Annotated in this window: 21 protein-coding genes; 11 read left to right on the plus strand and 10 right to left on the minus strand. The window is 63.5% G+C overall.

Translation table 11 applies throughout. The features are described 5' to 3' along the window. Nucleotides 1–100 precede the first annotated feature (100 nt). From dapD to NKI06_RS09255, 3 genes are read left to right on the plus strand one after another with little or no spacing between them, the layout of a single operon-like run. The gene (gene dapD / locus NKI06_RS09245) at nt 101–955 is read left to right on the plus strand and encodes a 2,3,4,5-tetrahydropyridine-2,6-dicarboxylate N-succinyltransferase (protein WP_023673222.1); all 855 of its coding nucleotides are present in this window, start codon (nt 101–103) and stop codon (nt 953–955) included. Then, on the plus strand, nt 952–1356 hold the full coding sequence (locus NKI06_RS09250; RefSeq protein ID WP_081725464.1) for a DUF805 domain-containing protein: 405 nt from the start codon (nt 952–954) through the stop codon (nt 1354–1356). Before dapD ends, NKI06_RS09250 begins: the two co-directional genes overlap by 4 nt. A gap of 21 nt (nt 1357–1377) precedes the next feature. After that, nucleotides 1378–2148 carry a hypothetical protein gene (locus NKI06_RS09255; RefSeq protein WP_023752346.1) on the plus strand — a complete coding sequence of 257 codons (771 nt, stop codon included), beginning with the start codon at nt 1378–1380 and terminating at the stop codon, nt 2146–2148. Nucleotides 2149–2214: 66 nt separating this feature from the next. On the opposite strand, the gene NKI06_RS09260 is transcribed toward NKI06_RS09255, so the two are convergent. After that, nucleotides 2215–3228: a 2-dehydropantoate 2-reductase gene (locus tag NKI06_RS09260; RefSeq protein ID WP_352984973.1), complete on the minus strand. Its 1014-nt coding sequence runs from the start codon at nt 3226–3228 to the stop codon at nt 2215–2217. A gap of 115 nt (nt 3229–3343) precedes the next feature. On the opposite strand from NKI06_RS09260, the gene dapE reads away from it, so the two are divergent. Both dapE and NKI06_RS09270 read left to right on the plus strand, forming a co-directional pair. Beyond that, the gene (dapE, locus tag NKI06_RS09265) at nt 3344–4534 is read left to right on the plus strand and encodes a succinyl-diaminopimelate desuccinylase (RefSeq protein WP_352984974.1); all 1191 of its coding nucleotides are present in this window, start codon (nt 3344–3346) and stop codon (nt 4532–4534) included. Nucleotides 4535–4536: 2 nt separating this feature from the next. Further along, the gene (locus NKI06_RS09270) at nt 4537–5142 is read left to right on the plus strand and encodes a hypothetical protein (RefSeq protein WP_023739787.1); all 606 of its coding nucleotides are present in this window, start codon (nt 4537–4539) and stop codon (nt 5140–5142) included. On the opposite strand, the gene truA is transcribed toward NKI06_RS09270, so the two are convergent. From truA to def, 4 genes are read right to left on the minus strand one after another with little or no spacing between them, the layout of a single operon-like run. After that, the gene (truA, locus tag NKI06_RS09275) at nt 5139–5894 is read right to left on the minus strand and encodes a tRNA pseudouridine(38-40) synthase TruA (protein ID WP_352984976.1); all 756 of its coding nucleotides are present in this window, start codon (nt 5892–5894) and stop codon (nt 5139–5141) included. The genes NKI06_RS09270 and truA overlap by 4 nt on opposite strands. An 11-nt stretch (nt 5895–5905) precedes the next feature. Then, nucleotides 5906–6412, minus strand: coding sequence for a GNAT family N-acetyltransferase (locus tag NKI06_RS09280; RefSeq protein WP_352984978.1), 507 nt, complete (start codon nt 6410–6412; stop codon nt 5906–5908). Next, nucleotides 6409–7359, minus strand: a complete 951-nt coding sequence (gene fmt, locus NKI06_RS09285; protein WP_352984980.1) for a methionyl-tRNA formyltransferase — start codon at nt 7357–7359, stop codon at nt 6409–6411. The genes NKI06_RS09280 and fmt overlap by 4 nt, the downstream gene beginning before the upstream one ends. A 5-nt stretch (nt 7360–7364) precedes the next feature. Beyond that, nucleotides 7365–7895, minus strand: coding sequence for a peptide deformylase (def, locus tag NKI06_RS09290; protein ID WP_023673213.1), 531 nt, complete (start codon nt 7893–7895; stop codon nt 7365–7367). A gap of 103 nt (nt 7896–7998) precedes the next feature. On the opposite strand from def, the gene NKI06_RS09295 reads away from it, so the two are divergent. Continuing rightward, a complete protein-coding gene (locus tag NKI06_RS09295) occupies nt 7999–9252 on the plus strand; it encodes a DNA recombination protein RmuC (protein ID WP_352984982.1) in 1254 nt (417 codons plus the stop codon). A gap of 101 nt (nt 9253–9353) precedes the next feature. Here NKI06_RS09295 and NKI06_RS09300 read toward each other — a convergent pair whose 3' ends face one another. From NKI06_RS09300 to NKI06_RS09315, 4 genes are all read right to left on the minus strand, one after another. After that, nucleotides 9354–10160 (minus strand): class I SAM-dependent methyltransferase, encoded by an 807-nt coding sequence (locus tag NKI06_RS09300; protein WP_023703801.1) that lies wholly within the window; start codon nt 10158–10160, stop codon nt 9354–9356. A gap of 81 nt (nt 10161–10241) precedes the next feature. After that, the gene (locus NKI06_RS09305) at nt 10242–10646 is read right to left on the minus strand and encodes a GFA family protein (RefSeq protein ID WP_023728810.1); all 405 of its coding nucleotides are present in this window, start codon (nt 10644–10646) and stop codon (nt 10242–10244) included. 77 nt (nt 10647–10723) lie between these two features. Continuing rightward, on the minus strand, nt 10724–11677 hold the full coding sequence (locus NKI06_RS09310) for a cation diffusion facilitator family transporter (RefSeq protein ID WP_023819256.1): 954 nt from the start codon (nt 11675–11677) through the stop codon (nt 10724–10726). A gap of 110 nt (nt 11678–11787) precedes the next feature. Next, complete coding sequence (locus tag NKI06_RS09315) at nt 11788–12597, minus strand: transglutaminase-like domain-containing protein (protein WP_023687480.1); 810 nt, start codon at nt 12595–12597, stop codon at nt 11788–11790. Nucleotides 12598–12810: 213 nt separating this feature from the next. Between NKI06_RS09315 and NKI06_RS09320 the strand changes: the two genes are divergently transcribed. Beyond that, a complete protein-coding gene (locus tag NKI06_RS09320; protein ID WP_006200611.1) occupies nt 12811–12936 on the plus strand; it encodes a hypothetical protein in 126 nt (41 codons plus the stop codon). Between the two features lie 205 nt (nt 12937–13141). Next, nucleotides 13142–13456: a quaternary ammonium compound efflux SMR transporter SugE gene (gene sugE / locus NKI06_RS09325; protein ID WP_023681326.1), complete on the plus strand. Its 315-nt coding sequence runs from the start codon at nt 13142–13144 to the stop codon at nt 13454–13456. An 88-nt stretch (nt 13457–13544) separates the two neighbouring features. Here sugE and NKI06_RS09330 read toward each other — a convergent pair whose 3' ends face one another. Then, nucleotides 13545–13973 carry a DUF6481 family protein gene (locus tag NKI06_RS09330; protein ID WP_023673205.1) on the minus strand — a complete coding sequence of 143 codons (429 nt, stop codon included), beginning with the start codon at nt 13971–13973 and terminating at the stop codon, nt 13545–13547. 234 nt (nt 13974–14207) lie between these two features. On the opposite strand from NKI06_RS09330, the gene NKI06_RS09335 reads away from it, so the two are divergent. The 3 genes from NKI06_RS09335 (at nt 14208) to NKI06_RS09345 (ending at nt 16832) form a co-directional block, all read left to right on the plus strand. Next, nucleotides 14208–15269 (plus strand): LLM class flavin-dependent oxidoreductase, encoded by a 1062-nt coding sequence (locus tag NKI06_RS09335; protein WP_352984984.1) that lies wholly within the window; start codon nt 14208–14210, stop codon nt 15267–15269. 110 nt (nt 15270–15379) lie between these two features. Further along, nucleotides 15380–16549, plus strand: a complete 1170-nt coding sequence (locus tag NKI06_RS09340) for an AI-2E family transporter (protein WP_352984997.1) — start codon at nt 15380–15382, stop codon at nt 16547–16549. An 82-nt stretch (nt 16550–16631) separates the two neighbouring features. Continuing rightward, nucleotides 16632–16832, plus strand: coding sequence for a hypothetical protein (locus NKI06_RS09345; RefSeq protein ID WP_352984999.1), 201 nt, complete (start codon nt 16632–16634; stop codon nt 16830–16832). Nucleotides 16833–16846: the final 14 nt, after the last annotated feature.

Raw genomic sequence — 16846 nt, forward strand, 5'->3', positions numbered from 1 at the left:
CGCGCGATTGACCCCCAATACGCCTTAACATAGGGTCCGCGCGACTTTCAAAACAAGGTTAAGGCCGACGGCCTTAACAGCGTGGTAACGGAGCGAATTCATGTCGAAGCCTGATCTGGCCAGCCTCGAAAAGACGATCGAGAAGGCCTTCGAGGAGCGCGACACGATTTCGACCGCGACCCGGGGCGAAACGCGCGACGCCATCCAGTCCTCACTCGACCTGCTCGACCGTGGCACCGTGCGCGTTGCCGAGCGCCAGGCCGATGGCAAATGGCATGTCAACCAATGGCTGAAGAAGGCGGTGCTGCTCTCGTTCCGGCTCTATCCGATGGAGATCATCAAGGGCGGCCCCGGCCAGGCGGTCTGGTGGGACAAGGTGGCGTCGAAGTTCGACGGCTGGAGCGCGGTCGATTTCGAGAAGGCAGGCTTCCGCGCCGTGCCGTCTTCGATCGTGCGCCGCTCGGCCTATGTCGCGCCGGGCGCGGTGCTGATGCCGTCCTTCGTCAATGTCGGCGCCTATGTCGATAGCGGCACCATGGTCGACACCTGGGCCTCGGTCGGCTCCTGCGCCCAGATCGGCAAGAATGTGCACCTCTCGGGCGGCGTAGGCATCGGCGGGGTGCTGGAGCCGATGCAGGCCGGCCCGACCATCATCGAGGACAATTGCTTCATCGGCGCGCGCTCCGAAGTGGTCGAGGGCTGCATCGTGCGCGAAGGCTCGGTGCTCGGAATGGGTGTGTTCATCGGCCAGTCGACCAAGATCGTCGACCGCGCCACCGGCGAAGTGTTTTATGGCGAGGTGCCGCCGAATTCGGTCGTCGTCGCCGGCTCGATGCCGGGCAAGGCCTTTCCGAACAACGAGCCGGGCCCTGGCCTCTACTGCGCCGTCATCGTCAAGCGCGTCGATGCCAAGACCCGGTCGAAAACCTCGATCAACGAACTGCTGCGTGATTGATCCTGTCCGAGCAACCAGAGCGCTCCAGATTGCCCAACACACCACCACTTCCCTGGCTTTTCTTCAGCCTCTCAGGGCGCGTCAGCCCAAGTGCCTACGTGCTCGCCGGGCTGCTGCTGGTGCTTGCACAGTTTTTCCCGCTCTACCAGTTGTCGAGACTGGAACCCGGCACCGCAACCAGCCAGAACTGGGCACTTGTGTTCTGGGTCGTTTTGCTGATCTCGACATGGTCGAGCTTTGCGGTAACCGCAAAGCGGTTTCATGATTTCGGCAAGCCGACTTATTACGCGTTGATCTCTCTTATCATCGGCCCCATTCTTCTCATCGTTCTAGCGTGTTTCCGCGGTGACCCCGGTCCGAACCGCTACGGCAAACGCAGCAACGCGCCGGCTGAACCATGAGCGCCGACCGGATATCTCGCCATGCGCTACCGCACGCTTGATCCGAAACTGATCATCGACACCGCCGAGCGGCTGGAAGAGCGCGTCGCCGAGCGTTTTCCCGATGCCGGCCTGCGCGGCGTCGCCGCCGAACTGGTGTCGCTGTCGCGCGACCTGGCCAAGGCGGCGCAGGCGCTGGAAGCGCCGATCTGGTGGCTGCGCGGCGCCATCGTCGCCGCTGTTGCCGCCGGCGCGCTGATCTTCCTATTCGTCGGCACCATCCTGCCGCTCATCCATATCTCGCAGGCCGACGATGCGGTGCAGTCGGTGCAAGGCATCGAAGCCACGATCAACATGATGATCCTTGCCGTGCTCGGCCTGCTGGCGCTGATCCGCACCGAGGAGCGCATCAAGCGCAAGCGGGTGTTCCGCCAGCTGCATGGGTTGAGATCGCTGATCCATGTCATCGACATGCACCAGCTGACCAAGGATCCGGCAGCATTGTCCGCCAATTTCAGGCCGACCGCGCATTCGCCGGCTCGCATCACCAATGCCGCCGACCTGGCGCGCTACCTCGACTATTGCTCGGAGATGCTGTCGATCACCGGCAAGATCGCGGCGCTGTTTGCGCAGTCGGTCAATGACGATGTGGTCATCGACGGCGTCAACGACGTCGAGAACCTGGCGTCCAACCTGTCGCGCAAGATCTGGCAGAAGATCACGCTGATCGAGAACCACCCGGCGGCGCAGCCCCTGCCGGCGCCAGGCCCGGCGAGCAAAGCGCCGGCTCCGAGGCGCGCACCAAAGCTGTGACGCGGCGGGCCCACGCGCCTGTTTTCGGGCTATGCGGGCCAAGGCCCGAGGCTCGCGGCAAGTAGACTATCCAGTGACGGCTTCCGGCGTCAGCCCGGGTGAGCCGCACTTTTCCCGCTCGGCCTGCCGCACCAGCGCGGTGACCCGCTTCAGCAGAGGCGCCGGCGTGCCGGCCTTTTCGGCGAGGCTCAGGACGGCCCCCTGCAGGTCACCGATCTCGGTCGGCCGGCCACGCTGGAGGTCGTCCCACATCGACGAACGCGCCTGCGGGTCGATGGCGAGCATGCGGCGGGCGACCAGCCGGAACAGCCAGTCCGGCAGCCGGAGCAGTTTCGGCAGCAGGACGGGATGCAAGCCGCCGATTCGTGCCGGCGCGATATGTAACGCCTTCATCGCCGCCAGGGCCTCGTCGATCTGACCGGCCAGGATCCGCCGCCAGCGGCGGTCGGCAAGTTCGCTCGCCAGCGGCAGGCCGGACAAGGCGACAAGCGCGTTGTTGAGGTTGATCAGCAGCTTGCCCCACTGCACGGCCTTCATATCGGCACGCGTTTCCACGCCAAGCCCTTCGACATCGAGAAGGCCGGCAAGCCCGGCCATACCGTCTTCGATCATCACCTTGCCGTCGCTGGCGCGATGCAGGTGAAGCGGCAAATTGCCTATGGCCGACTGGTCGACATTGAACGACACCATGCCGGCGAGCACAGTCCGGCCACCGAGCCCGGCGCGTAACCGGTCGGCATTGCCGACGCCGTTCTGCAGGCTGACCACCACGACATCGCTGCGCGCATGTCCGGCAACAAGCGACGCCATCTCCTCGGTAGCGCCGTTCTTGACCGTCACCAGCACCACGTCGGCGCTGGCGAGGGCAGCGGCGGGATCGGTGGTGACGGACTCCGGCCGGATGGATCGGTCGCGACCATCGAGATCGGTGATGCGCAGGCCACCGCCCAGCAAGGCCGTCGCTATGCCTGGCCGCGCCAAAAACACCACCTTGCGTCCGGCCAGCGCCAGGCAACCGCCGACATAGCAGCCGATGCTGCCGGCGCCGGCAATGACGATGGTCTTTTCGGCGTTGGCCATGCGATTATCTCGTGTTGGCCTGCACTATACGACAGGAAAACCATAATGTCGGCGGCAGGACCGGTCATCATCTCTGGCCGTGACAGGCCTTTCGCTTTCGACTATCGCTTTGCCCATGAAACTGCCGACCGATCCCGCCGCCAACCTCGCGACCCTCATACGCTGCGCCTCCGTAACGCCCGCCGAGGGCGGCGCGCTGGCTGCCCTGGAAGGCATGCTGAAGCCGCTCGGCTTTTCCGTCGAACGCCCTGTGTTTTCCGAAGACGGCACCCCCGACATCGAGAACCTCTACGCGCGTCGCTCCGGCAACGGGCCGCATCTGATGTTTGCCGGCCATACCGACGTGGTGCCGGCGGGCGACGAGGCGTCGTGGACGCATCCGCCCTTCGCCGCCGAGATCGCCAAGGGCGAGATGTATGGCCGCGGCGCCGTCGACATGAAGGGCGGCATCGCCTGTTTCATCGCCGCCTTGGCGCGCCATGTCGAGAAAAAGGGGGGTCCGAAAGGCTCGGTCTCGCTGCTGATTACCGGCGACGAGGAGGGGCCGGCGATCAACGGGACGACAAAACTGCTCGACTGGGCGGCGGCCAAGGGCGAGAGATGGGACGCCGCGATCGTTGGCGAGCCGACCAATCCGGACACGCTCGGCGACATGATCAAGATCGGCCGGCGTGGCTCGATGTCGGGCAGTCTCACGGTCAACGGCCGCCAGGGCCATGTCGCCTATCCATTGCTCGCCGACAATCCGGTGCGCGGCCTGATCAGCCTGGTCGACGCCTTGCTGTCGCCCGTCTTCGACAAGGGCACGAAGGATTTTCAGCCGACCAATCTGGAAGTGACCTCGATCGATGTCGGCAACCCGGCGACCAATGTCATTCCGGCCAAGGCGACAGCCACCTTCAACATCCGCTTCAACGACACATGGACTGCCGAGACGGTGCAGGCCGAGATCCATAACCGCCTCGACCAGGCGGCGAAGCGCAAGAAATACCGGACCGGCAAGACGCCGGTCGACTACGAGTTGATCTGGCGCGACCGGCCGAGCCATGTCTTCCTGACGCGCGACGACAAGCTGATCGAGACGCTGCGCGGGTCGATCAAGGCGACAGTCGGCAAGGAGCCGGCGCTGTCCACCTCGGGCGGAACCTCGGATGCGCGTTTCATCAAGGACTATTGCCCGGTGGTCGAGTTCGGCCTCGTCGGCAAGACCATGCACATGGTCGACGAGCGCGTCGCACTGGCCGACCTCGAGACGCTGACCCAAATCTACCAGCGCTTCATCGATGACTGGTTCGAGCAGGGCTGATCATGCTTTCGGTTGACGAGACCTCTTCATCGCTTAACGGCGCCTGGCGGCTGATGCTCGGAAAGGCCGACGGCTTGCGGCTGCTCGACCTTTCGGCGGACGGATTCTGGAATTCCTTCTTCGCCATCGTCGTCGCCGCGCCGGCGATGATCGTCGGCTGGGTCGGCACGGCCAACGAGATCGGCGATCCCAATGCGTTCGCCGGTCGGCTGGGCATGTTGGTTCGCCTGGCGACCGTCGACCTCGGCTCGTGGCTGCTGCCCCTGGTTGTGCTTGCCCTGGTCGCATCGCGCGCCGGCATCGGCGACCGCTTCGTCCACTATGTCGTCGCCAGCAACTGGGCGTCGGCGATCACCGCCTGGATGCTGCTGCCTTCAGCGCTGATCAGGCTTTTCCTGCCGTCCGGCAACCCGGTTGCCGAATTGGTGTGGCTGGTTCTGGTGGTGCTTTCGCTGGTACTCTCCTGGCGGATGACCAACGCCGCGATCGGCAAGGGCGCGGCTGTCGGCAGCGCCGTGTTCGCAGGCATGTTGGTGGTGTCTCTAGCCGTGTTGTTCGGCCTGGTGGCGCTGCTCGGCATCACTGTGCCGACCGCCGCTCCGGCCTAGAACTTTTCCGGATAGTCTACACCGACGAGAAAAAGCCCGTCGGGCGGCGCCACCTGGCCGCAGGCGGCGCGGTCTTGTGCAGCGAGCGCGGCCTTGAGGTCGGCGGCGGTCCAGCCGCCGTCGCCGACGCGTTTCAGCGAACCGACCATGGAGCGCACCTGGTTGTGCAGGAAAGAGCGCGCCGAGGCCCTGACTTCGATCAGGTCGCCCTGGCGGCTTACATCGAGCCGCTCCAGCGTCCGCACCGGACTATTGGCCTGGCATTGCGTCGAGCGGAAGGTGGTAAAGTCATGTCGGCCGAGCAGGACTTTCGCCGCTTCGTGCATGGCGTCCGCATCGAGCCGCTTCGGCACCCACCAGACCTTGCCCTTTTCCATCGCTGCAGGCGCGCGCCGGTTGAGGATGCGGTAGAGATAGTGGCGTCCGGTGGCCGAGAAACGGGCGTCGAACTCATTGAGGACAACCGTGGCCTGCAGGATGGCGATGCGCGCGCCTGCCGCCTGCAGGTGCGCGTTGACGGCGTCGCGCACCTTGTCGTTTGGCCATGCCTTGGCGAGGTCGACATGCGCCACCTGGGCGGTCGCATGCACGCCGGCGTCGGTGCGGCCGGCGGCGCGTATCCGCACCGCCTCACCGCAAAATTTCTCGATCGCCTGCTCTATCGCCTGCTGCACCGAAGGCTGATCCGCCTGGTGTTGCCAGCCGGCGAAGAGGCTGCCGTCATATTCGATATCGAGACGAAAACGCGGCATACACCCTTCGTTCAGGCGGCGAGTGCGGTAAAGGCCTGGGCGTAGACCAGTTTGCCTTTTTCGGGTGCGTCACCCCAGGCCAGCGCCTGCAGCGCTTCGCCCTGATATTCGCTCTCGAACATTTCGGCCCGCGCATGATTGTAGCCGAAGCGGCCATAATAGGCCGGATCGCCCAACACAACGGCGAGCGTCTCGCCGGCATCCCTGAGGCGGATATGCGCCTCGCGGATCAGCGCACCGCCAATGCCCGAGCCGTGGAACGAAGGTTCCACCGCCAACGGCGCCAGCGCCACGGCTGCGAACTGCTTGCCGCCGTTCTGGACGAACAGCCTGGAAAACAGGATGTGGCCGACCACCTGGCCGTCTTCTTCCGCCACCAGTTCGACAACGGCGTCGCCGCCGGTGACCAGAGCGTCGACCAGCCCGGCCTCCGCCTGCTGGCCGAATGCGTGTTCCTCGACCAGGCGTATGGCCTCGCGGTCCCGCGGCGTCGCGCCGCGTATCGACATCATGCTCATGAGAACTTCATTCCTTTTTCGATCTTGGCCCCGCGCAGAAACTCCTTCGCGGCAGCAGGCTTTCCGCCCGCCCGTTGAACTTCGACCAGCCTGACCGCGCCCGACCCGCAGGCGACCGTCAGCCGGTCATCGAGAATTCCTCCCGACTCGCCCATGCTTTCAGAAAGCGTACCTTCAGAAAGCGTCGAGCGAAGCAGTTTCAGCCGTTCCGTGCGGCCGCCGATGTCGGCTTCGCACCAGGCGCCGGGGAATGGCGACAGCCCGCGAATGTGATTGTGGACCTCCGCAGCCGGGCGCGTCCAGTCCACACGTGTCTCCGACTTATCGATTTTCCTGGCGTAGGTCACCCCGTCAGCCGCCTGCAAAGTCGATGCCAGGGTATTTGTCTCCAATCGGGACAGCGCTTCCACCATCAGCGTGGCAGCAATATTCATCAAGCGGTCGTGCAGATCGCCGGCCGTCATATCGGGCTCTATGGCGCATTTTTCAACCAGTGCCACCGGACCGGTGTCCAGGCCCTCTTCCATGCGCATCACCATCATGCCGGTCTCGACGTCGCCGGCCATAATGGCGCGCTGGATGGGAGCTGCACCACGCCAACGCGGCAAAAGCGAGGCGTGGCCGTTGAGGCAGCCGAGGCGCGGAGCCTCCAGAATAGCCTTCGGCAACAGCAAACCATACGCGACGACGACTGCGACATCGGCACGCAACGCATGGAAAGCAGCTTGCTCGCCCTCGCCCTTCAGCGACAGCGGCGTGCGCACTTCGATGCCCAGCCGCTCAGCCTCGCGCTGCACCGGCGACGGTGTGAGCTCCAGACCGCGGCGGCCGGCGGCGCGCGGCGGCTGGGTGTAGACGGCTGCTATCTCGTGCCCGGCCTCGGCAATCGCGCGCAGCACCGGCACCGAAAACTCCGGCGTGCCCATGAAGATGACGCGAAGCGGCATCTTCCCTATCCCACCAGCTTGCCCGGCGCCTTGTCCTTGGCGAGCTTCTTGAACTTCTTGACCACCATGTCGCGCTTCAGCTTCGAGATGTGGTCGATGAACAGCACACCGTTGAGATGGTCGATCTCGTGCTGCAGGCAGGTCGCCATCAGGCCTTCGGCCTCGATCTCCTGCAGCTTGCCGTCGCGGTCGAGATATTTCACGCGCACCGAGGCGGGACGCTCGACCTCGGCGTAATAGTCCGGGATCGACAGGCAGCCTTCCTCGTAGACCGAGCGAGCGTCGGCGCTTTCGAGGATTTCGGGATTGATGAAGACATGCGGCGCCGGCGGCTCGTCTTCCTTGGCGAGGTCGATGACCAGCATGCGCAGCGGCTCGCCGATCTGGATTGCGGCCAAGCCGATGCCCGGCGCATCATACATCGTCGCCAGCATGTCGTCGGCCAGTTTGCGCAAAGGCGCGTCGACGCGTTCGACCGGTTTGGAAACCTGGCGCAGGATAGGATCGGGAAGGATGATGAGCGGCTTGATCGACATGGCGCCTCACCTAAAACGTCGCAGGAGAAGCGTCAACCGGTGCGAATCGGTCTCGTTCACGTTTTGATCTGTGCCAGGTCTGCGAATCGGCTATGCTGGCGGGATGAACGACCTGAGCACCATCCTTTCCGAACCCGTTGCCCGGCTTGGCGCTACGACGATCACGCTCGGCCATGCACTGGCCATCGGCGCGCTGGTGTTTCTCGGCCTGTTCCTGGCGCTTGTCGTGGCGCTGTGGCGATCGGCCAAGGCGCGCACCATCGCCGCGGCGGAAGCTGCCGACCACGCCCGCGACGCCGAGGCGCGGATGGCCGGCATTTTGCAAAGCCAGGCCGAGATGCAGGGCCGCATGGGCGCTATCGCCGACGTGTTCGGCGCAAGGCAGGCCGAACTCAACCAGTCGATCGGCCAGCGCCTCGACGCCATGACCGGCAGGCTCGGTCAAACCATGACCGAACAGACCAAATCGACGCATGAGAGCCTCGCCAAACTGCAGGAACGGCTGGCGGTCATCGACACCGCGCAAGGCAACATCCAGTCGCTGGCCGGCCAGGTCGTGCAATTGCAGGCGATCCTGTCCAACAAGCAGACGCGCGGCGCCTTCGGCCAGTCGCGCATGGAGGCGATCGTCGCCGACGGCCTTCCGATGGGCGCCTACGAGTTCCAGGCAACGCTGTCAAACGGCAGCCGTCCCGACTGCCTGGTCAGGATGCCGAACGGTGCGCCGCAGCTTGCCATCGACGCCAAGTTTCCGCTGGAAGCCTGGAACGCCATTCGCGCCGCCGATGGCGCCGAACAACAGAAGATCGCGGCCCAGGCTTTCCGCCGCGACATCGAAATTCACGTCCGCGATATCTCGGAAAAATACCTGATCCAGGGCGAGACGCAGGACACCGCCTTCATGTTCGTGCCGTCGGAATCGGTGTTCGCCGAAATCCACGAGAATTTCGACGCCGTGGTCCAGAAGGCGCACCGGGCGCGTGTCATCATCGTCTCGCCGTCGCTTTTGATGCTGTCGATCCAGGTCATCCAGGCCATCCTCAAGGACGCCCGCATGCGCGAACAGGCGCATCTGATCCAGGGCGAGGTGATCCGGCTGATGGAAGACGTCGCGCGCGTCGACGAACGCGTGCGCCGGTTGCAGACGCATTTTGGCCAGTCGGCCAAGGATATCGACGAGATACTGGTGTCGACGTCGAAGGTGACCAAGCGCGGCCAAAAGATCGAAGCGCTGGAGCTTGGCGAAAGCGAAGCCGAAGTGCGCGGTGGCGGACCCGCCAAGGCCGAAGCCGGGGTGCGGGTGGCGGATTCCAAGACGGGGCAGCTCAGGCTACGTGTCGTCGAAGGCGACGATTAAAGCGCGTCGCGCTGAACGGATTCATACGACGCGCTTTAAAAGTCTTTGTTTTGATGCATGTCGTTGTCCCAGAACCGCGGCACACTTCTGGGCGCCATGCATTAGACCGTAGCCACGATCACGTGCGCCTGGATCTTGGCCGCAACCTCGCCGCTGCCGTGTCTGGCTGCAATCACGGACGCGGCGTGATCGGTTGCGGCTTCCAGTTTTCCTCTAGCCTCGATTTCGTTGCGAAGCGGAGTTCCCTGGCAATAGGCAACCGCCGGAAGGCGCGGCGAGGAGGCACGGCTTTGTTCGGCCCTCGTGTCGATCACCACACGGGAGAAACCTGCGGCTTCCAACTCGCCGCGGATCAATGCAATGTCATTGTAGCCGTGCGGCGTGCGGGCGAGAAAGCGGGGCGGATCGTTCGGAAAAATCTCCGCAAGAGCATTCGTCACATCATTGGCGAATACATTCTCTTCGATGCGATCCCACACGTTGAACAGGAAATGGCCGCCGGTCTTCAGGACCCGCTTTGCTTCGCGATAGCCGGCGGCTCGGTCGGGAAAGAACATCGCGCCGAACTGACAGCAAACGAGATCGAAAGCCGCATCTTCGAACGGCAGCGCCAGAGCATCCGCCTGACGCCATTGTATACGACTGTCGGGAGCTTGTCGCGAGGCCGCGTAGTCGAGCATAGGCTGGTTGAGGTCGGTCACGACATAGCTTGCGCCCGGAGACAGTTTTGGAGCCAATGCGCGGGTGACAACGCCGGTGCCGGCGGCGACTTCCAGGACGGCGCCGGGCGACAAGGACGCTGCCCGTCGTGCCAAATCCGCGGCGAACGGCTCGAAGATCAACGGCACCATGTAGCGGTCGTAGTTTTCCGGAATCGAGCCGGCAAACACTTTGTCCGTTTCCGACATTGCTATCCCCCGCCATCCGTTTGATGGCGAGCCTAGCACATTATTGGCTGGTTTGGGCCGCGTTTAACCGGGAGGCAGGTGCTACTGCGCCTCTACGATGCTTACGCCCTCGAATTCCGGAAGCCAGTGCAGGGCCGATCGGTGCCATTTCTGTTGGGTCGGAACGAGATCCTCGCGTTGCCGCGCGGTCCCCGCCCTGATCCCATAGACCTTCGGCCCGTCGCCAACCGACGTTGCGTAAAGATGCGAACCGCAGTCGCCGCAGAACGCCTGGGCACGCTTGGCGCCGCTCGATCCCGTCTTGATATAGACCTTCGGTGTGCCCTTGGTGATCCTGTAATGATCCTCAGGCGCGGGAACAGTGACACGAAAGGCGGTGCCGGTCAGTTGCTGGCAGTCGGTGCAATGACAGATAGAGGTCTTTTCCGGGTCGACCTCTGCTTCATAAGTTATGGCGCCGCAATGACACCCACCATCGATTTTCATGGTTGATTCTCCGAAATCCGTCGGGTGATCTTAGCGGGACCAGGCGATGGGGCCAACGGTGGACTGCTGGTCCAGAACTAGTCCGACGCTGCCTCGACCTGCTTGCGCCGGTGCTCCCAGGTTCCGGTCGTCTGCGGCTTGACGAACAGTCTGGTGATCTCCGGCATTTCTTTTTTCAAGAGCGCCTCGATGCGCTCGACACAGGCTTCGATCTCAGGCGCCGTCAGATGGTCCTCGAATTCGATGCTCAGCCCAGCGACGATCTGTCGAGGGCCGAGATGGACGGTGAGAACGCCGTTGGCCCGCTGCACTGCCGGATCCTGCTGGGCGATGGCCAGCACCTTGGCCTGCACTTCCGGGGAGGCCGGCTCACCGATGAGCAATCCCTTGCTTTCGCGCGCCAGAAAGATGGCGGTGGCGCCGAGGATCATCGCGATGCCGATCGAGGCGACGCCGTCGAGTTCGGGCATGTCGAGGAGTTCGGCCGCCAATATGCCGGCGAAGGCGACGAACAGACCGAGCAGGGCGGCGCTGTCCTCGAACAGGATCGTGTAGACGCTCGGATCCTTGCTCGATTGCACGGCCTGCAGCCAGCCTTGCTTGCCCTTCTGCTGGCGGAACTCCTTCAGAGCCACGTACCAGGAGCTGCCCTCGAACAGCATCGAGAGGCCAAGCACAATGTAGTTGATTTTGGGATTGGCGACCGGCTCAGGCGCCATGATGTGGACGACGCCTTCATAGAAGGACACGCCAGCGCCGAGCGCAAAGACGAGCAGGGCGACAATGAAGCTCCAGAAATACAGCTCGCGGCCATGGCCGAGCGGATGCGTGCGGTCCGGCGGACGGGCGGCGCGGTGCATGCCGTAGAGCAGCAGCCCGCCATTGCCGGTATCCACCAGCGAGTGCACGCCTTCCGACAGCATCGCCGAGCTGCCGGTGAAGAAGGCGGCGACGAATTTGGTCACAGCAATAGCGAGATTACCGGCGAGCGCCGCGTAGATGACCGTCTTCGACCCGCCATGTGCTGCCATGCTGTCCCTCCAAGGAACCTGATGTAACGCCCCTGAGCTCCACAGGCATCACAACGCACGAATCGCCCGGTCGTTCAGGGTCTTGTAGGCCAGCTTGCGGAAAGACGCCCCTATTCGATGATCTCGTCCGTCCACACCTTGAAACCAGCCAGCGTGCCCGGTCCGAAGATGTGGGTCAGCGGCACGTCGGCGGCGTCGCGGCCGGAGGCGATCAGGATGCGTCCGATGCGTGGCGAATTGTTGCGTGGGTCAAAGACATGCCAGCGGCCACCGAGATAGACCTCCATCCAGGCTGCGAAATCCATGCTCGCCCAAGGTTTGGGCAGGCCGATGTCGCTGATGTAGCCGGTGCAGTAGCGGGTCGGGATGTTGAGCGCACGGCAGAAGGTGACGGCGAGGTGGGCAAAGTCACGGCAGACGCCGCTTTGCTCCCGATAGGCTTCCGCCGCGGTGCGGGTCGGCCGCGCATTGCCGTAGCTGAAGACGATGTGGTTGTGGACGAAGTCACAGACCGCCTGGACGCGCGCAATGCCAAGCGGCGTATGCCCGAACAGCCGCCAGGCTTCGCTGGCCAGCAGATCGCTCTCGCAAAAGCGGCTCGGCAACAGGAAGAGCAATGTGTCCGACGGCAGATCGCGCACCTCGTGCTGCCAGGCCATCAGGTCGCCCATCTCGAACGTGCCGGGGTCGCGGATTACCGAATCGGTGCCGAAGGTGAAGCGACCGGGCGGGGCGACGAAGCGGTTGCACCAATTGCCGAAACTGTCGCGGTAGCTCTGGATCGGCACCGGCGGGTTGGAGGTCAGGAAATCCGGGCGCTCGAGATCGGAGGCCCTGGAGTAGTGGACGTTGAGCATCGCGATCAGCGGCGTTTCCTGCGGAAAATCGAAACTCATCTCGCTGCCGATGCGGATTCGCATTGTCGTCCTGACCGCACTGCCTGATCATCGCCGGGCGAAGGCATGGCCGATGCTGCAGTGCGAAGGCAACCATGGCACGGACCGGAATGGTTTACGAGCAAATTAGAAACCGGTTGAAAGCGGCCCGACGGCGCCGGCGACAGACGCCCGCCCCCTTGCAGTCCGGCGTTTCTCTTGTTTCACTTGGCCTCCCAGCAACTGGAGGAACGAATCATGGCTAAAGGTGCGATGAAGGCGGGCAAGGAAGCTCGGAAGCCGAAAAAAGACGCCAAGAAGCCCGCAGCGGCTCCGGCACTCAAGGCGCCGCCCGTCAAGGCGATGAGGCTCAAGGAAAAGTAAGCCCGCCTCGGAAGATCTTGGACGGTTGAAATCCGGACAAACCGTTTCGGCGCAGATTTTGACACCGGCGGCATGAACGATGCGGCCGGTGTTTTGTTGATCGCACCGGCGCAGCCGCTTGTGTCGAAGCGGCGAGGACGACCTCGCGCCTTCCCATAAATCGGCCGGGACGGCCCGCCATGCTCATGGAATGGAGTGCATCCCGATGTCGTGGATTTTTCTGTTTTTCGCCGGCCTGTTCGAAATCGGCTGGGCGATCGGCCTCAAATACACCGACGGCTTCTCGAAGCCGCTGCCGACGGTGCTCACCGTCGCCTCGATGATCATCAGCCTGGGCCTGCTTGGCCTGGCGCTGAAGACGCTGCCCGTCGGCACGGCCTATGCGGTGTGGACCGGCATCGGCACGGTCGGCACGGCGCTGCTTGGCATCTGGCTGCTGGGCGAGCCTGCGACGGCCATCCGGCTCGCCTGCATTGCGCTCATCGTCTGCGGCATTATGGGGCTGAAGCTCGCCGCCTGAGCTCCGAGGCATCAAACCCTTAAATTAGGCAAACGCCTTCAGGGCCGCTGGAAGGCGACCCTGATGTCCGATCATTTCGATCGAAGCGTTAGCGGGCGGAGAAGCCCGGAGGCGTCCTGCCGGTACGCTGCTTGCGCGCCGCATAGCGTGCGTCGCGCTTGGCCTTGCGTTCGGCTTCGTCGGCCAGCAAACGGGCAATGCGCTCGTTTTCTTCGGCTTCCTTGATCTTCGCTTCAGCCTGCGCTGCCTCTTCGGCCGCAATACGCGCCGCTTCGGCTGCTGCCTCGCGCTCGGCCTTCTCGACCGCCTCGCGTGCCAGCTTTTCCTGCTTCAGCCTGGCCTTTTCGGCCTCGCGTATTTCGCGAGCCTCAAGAATCGCCTTGCGTTCGGCCTGTTTGGCCAGAACCGCAGGATCATCAGCCGCCGGCTTTGACTTGAAGCGCTCCAGAAGCGCCTTCTTTGCCTCGTTCGCGGCATTGCGCCGCTCGAAAATGTCTTTTTCCCTGTAGATAGCCAAGTCCACTTCCCTGAAGTCAATTCGCGACGCTTACATACGCGCGAAAACCGAGAGTTCAAGCGCCAAAACGGTATGCCAGCCATGAAAGTTTATGCTGTTGCAGCCGGGAGACGCGTTTTCCCTTAAACAAAGCCGGCCGAAACCGACATGCACTGTTCACTATCCGCCCCTCTGGCGGCCGGGGCGGCTCGCCGCTACCTCTAGCGGCAAATCAGAACATTTGGATGACATGCCATGGAACTCGGTCTCTACACTTTCGCCGACGTCAGCCCGGAGCCCGGCCCCGGCGCGATCGGCCCGCATCAGCGACTACGCAATCTGATCGAGGAGGTCGAGCTGGCCGACCAGGTCGGCCTCGACGTCTTTGGTCTGGGCGAACATCACCGCCCCGACTATGCCGCGTCCGCGCCGGTGGTGGCGCTGGCCGCTGCCGCCGAACGCACCAAGCGCATCAAGCTGACCAGCGCGGTCACCGTGCTGTCCTCCGACGATCCGGTGCGCGTCTTCCAGCAGTTCGCAACGCTCGACCTTTTGTCGGGCGGCCGGGCCGAGATCATGGCCGGGCGCGGCTCGTTCATCGAATCCTTCCCGCTGTTCGGCTACAATCTCGAGGACTATGACGAGTTGTTCGCCGAAAAGCTCGATTTGCTGCTGGCCATACGCGACAGCGTCAAAGTCACCTGGTCCGGCAATCTGCGCGCGCCGATCAACGACCGCGGCGTCTATCCGCGACCGCTGCAGGACAAATTGCCGATCTGGATCGCAATAGGTGGAACGCCGCAATCTGCTGCCCGCGCGGGCGTGCTCGGTTTGCCGCTGGCACTGGCCATCATCGGCGGCGAGCCGGCGCGGTTTGCACCGCTGTTCGACATTTATCGCGATGCCGCCAGGCGGGCCGGTACCGACCCCTCGGGCCTTGCCACCAGCATCAATGTGCACGGCTTCATCGCCGGCACCACTGAACAGGCGGCCGACGATTTCTATGGCCCGCAGGCCGAAGTGATGAACCGCATCGGCCGCGAGCGCGGCTGGGGCCCGACCTCGCGGGCGCATTTCGATCAGTCGCGTGGTCCGAACGGCGCGCTGTTCGTCGGCGATCCGGAGCAGGTGGCGGAAAAGATCGTCGCCCAGCACAAGATCTTCAACAATGACCGCTTCCTGCTGCAGATGGCGATCGGCGCCATGCCGCACGCCAAGATCATGAAGGCGATTGAACTGTACGGCACCAAGGTGGCGCCGATCGTGCGCAAGGAGACCGCCAAGCCCGGCGTCGCCGTCGCAGCGCCAGCCGCCTGAGCGACGGGCGGCCCGGATTGAGGGCCTTGCCGGCTAACGGAACCTTGGGCTTGCAGAGGCGTTTCCGTCAGGGGAAAGCACCAATTGCGGTGCGCCGCTGAGGGAAAATCATGAAAGCCGAACCCGCCGCTTTGGGTGCTGGCCTTGCCGAAACCGAAGAGGCGAGAGTTGTGGCGCGTGCCGACACGCATCTGATGCGTTCGCTGCTCATTGGGATCTTCCTGTTCATGGCCATCTACGCGCTGTATTTCGCGCGTGCTTTCTTCATGCCGGTCATCCTCGCCTTCCTGCTGACGCTGACGCTGACACCAATCGTGCGCTTCCTGCGCAAGCGCGGCATTCCGGAAGTGGTTTCGGCGACAATGTTGGTCGTGCTGTCGATCTGCGTCTTCGGCGTTGCCGGCTATCTGCTCAGCGGCCCGGTCATCGACCTTCTCAACAACACCTCGTCGATCGGCCAACAACTTACCGAACGGCTGGCGCAATTGCGGCGTCCGCTCGAGAGGATCATGCAGATCTCGCATCAGATCGAACAGATGACGGAGACCTCGCAGGAGCCGGGCATCCAGAAGGTGGCGATGGCGCAGTCCGGCGTCCTGTCGGCCGCCGCCAGCAACGTCCTGTCGGCGGGGACAAGCCTGACCATCATCTTCGTGCTGTCACTGTTCCTGCTGGCGTCAGGCACGATGTTCTATGAGAAGATCATCCAGTCCTTCGCCAGCCTCAGCGAGAAGAAGCGGGCCTTGCGCGTCGTCTATGACGTCGAGCGCGAAATCTCGCATTATCTGCTCACCGTCACCGTCATCAATGCCGGTCTCGGCGCGGTTATCGGCCTTGGCCTGTGGGCGCTCGGCATGCCCAACCCGCTCGTCTGGGGAACGATGGCGGCGCTGCTCAACTTCCTGCCCTATGTCGGCGCGCTAATCACCATCGTGCTGGTCAGCGTCATTGCGATGATCAGCTTCGACTCGGTCACCTACGCCCTTTTGGCGCCGGGCTTCGTGCTTTTGTGCGACATCGTCGAAGGCCAGTTCGTTACGCCGATGGTTGTCGGCCGACGCCTCGAGATCAACGCCGTGGCGATCTTCATCGCCATCGCCTTCTGGTCCTGGCTTTGGGGCTTTGTCGGCGCGCTGATGGCGGTGCCGCTGCTGGTCGTCGTCAAAGTGTTCTGCGATCATTTCGATGGCCTCAGCCATGTCGGCAATTTTCTCGCCGCACAGCAGACGGCCGTGGTGGAGGAAGAAGCGGCCGAAGAGAACGGAAAGGCAGCGGCATAAGCTTGCCGCGCCTGTCCATCATCTCGCATTTGTTGTCTTCAGGCGGAGTGCCTATATCGAGCCGGTCAAGCCGGACCCTGCGATGAACGATGCCTCCTTCGACCTCGATTCCTATTTCGACCGCGGCTATCGCGGCCCGATCGATGCTCCGCTCGGCACGCTGAGCGCGCCGCATCGCCAGCGTCCGCAGGCGATCCCGTTCGAGAATATGGACCCGTTGCTTGGCACCAGCTCGACATCGTCATTCCCGACCGCGCCTTCGAAACCAGGGGCAGGCAGTTGAACATCGTAAAGGCT

The sequence above is a fragment of the Mesorhizobium sp. M0772 genome (assembly GCF_040320135.1).
Taxonomy (GTDB): domain Bacteria; phylum Pseudomonadota; class Alphaproteobacteria; order Rhizobiales; family Rhizobiaceae; genus Mesorhizobium.

Excerpts from the sequence above, each read along its gene's own strand:
- dapD (WP_023673222.1), top strand. The coding sequence starts at position 101 with ATGTCGAAGCCTGATCTGGCCAGCCTCGAAAAGACGATCGAGAAGGCC.
- NKI06_RS09255 (WP_023752346.1), top strand. The coding sequence starts at position 1,378 with ATGCGCTACCGCACGCTTGATCCGAAACTGATCATCGACACCGCCGAG.
- NKI06_RS09260 (WP_352984973.1), bottom strand. The coding sequence starts at position 3,228 with ATGGCCAACGCCGAAAAGACCATCGTCATTGCCGGCGCCGGCAGCATC.
- dapE (WP_352984974.1), top strand. The coding sequence starts at position 3,344 with ATGAAACTGCCGACCGATCCCGCCGCCAACCTCGCGACCCTCATACGC.
- NKI06_RS09270 (WP_023739787.1), top strand. The coding sequence starts at position 4,537 with ATGCTTTCGGTTGACGAGACCTCTTCATCGCTTAACGGCGCCTGGCGG.
- truA (WP_352984976.1), bottom strand. The coding sequence starts at position 5,894 with ATGCCGCGTTTTCGTCTCGATATCGAATATGACGGCAGCCTCTTCGCC.
- NKI06_RS09280 (WP_352984978.1), bottom strand. The coding sequence starts at position 6,412 with ATGAGCATGATGTCGATACGCGGCGCGACGCCGCGGGACCGCGAGGCC.
- fmt (WP_352984980.1), bottom strand. The coding sequence starts at position 7,359 with ATGCCGCTTCGCGTCATCTTCATGGGCACGCCGGAGTTTTCGGTGCCG.
- def (WP_023673213.1), bottom strand. The coding sequence starts at position 7,895 with ATGTCGATCAAGCCGCTCATCATCCTTCCCGATCCTATCCTGCGCCAG.
- NKI06_RS09295 (WP_352984982.1), top strand. The coding sequence starts at position 7,999 with ATGAACGACCTGAGCACCATCCTTTCCGAACCCGTTGCCCGGCTTGGC.
- NKI06_RS09300 (WP_023703801.1), bottom strand. The coding sequence starts at position 10,160 with ATGTCGGAAACGGACAAAGTGTTTGCCGGCTCGATTCCGGAAAACTAC.
- NKI06_RS09305 (WP_023728810.1), bottom strand. The coding sequence starts at position 10,646 with ATGAAAATCGATGGTGGGTGTCATTGCGGCGCCATAACTTATGAAGCA.
- NKI06_RS09310 (WP_023819256.1), bottom strand. The coding sequence starts at position 11,677 with ATGGCAGCACATGGCGGGTCGAAGACGGTCATCTACGCGGCGCTCGCC.
- NKI06_RS09315 (WP_023687480.1), bottom strand. The coding sequence starts at position 12,597 with ATGCGAATCCGCATCGGCAGCGAGATGAGTTTCGATTTTCCGCAGGAA.
- NKI06_RS09320 (WP_006200611.1), top strand. The coding sequence starts at position 12,811 with ATGGCTAAAGGTGCGATGAAGGCGGGCAAGGAAGCTCGGAAGCCGAAA.
- sugE (WP_023681326.1), top strand. The coding sequence starts at position 13,142 with ATGTCGTGGATTTTTCTGTTTTTCGCCGGCCTGTTCGAAATCGGCTGG.
- NKI06_RS09335 (WP_352984984.1), top strand. The coding sequence starts at position 14,208 with ATGGAACTCGGTCTCTACACTTTCGCCGACGTCAGCCCGGAGCCCGGC.
- NKI06_RS09340 (WP_352984997.1), top strand. The coding sequence starts at position 15,380 with ATGAAAGCCGAACCCGCCGCTTTGGGTGCTGGCCTTGCCGAAACCGAA.
- NKI06_RS09345 (WP_352984999.1), top strand. The coding sequence starts at position 16,632 with ATGAACGATGCCTCCTTCGACCTCGATTCCTATTTCGACCGCGGCTAT.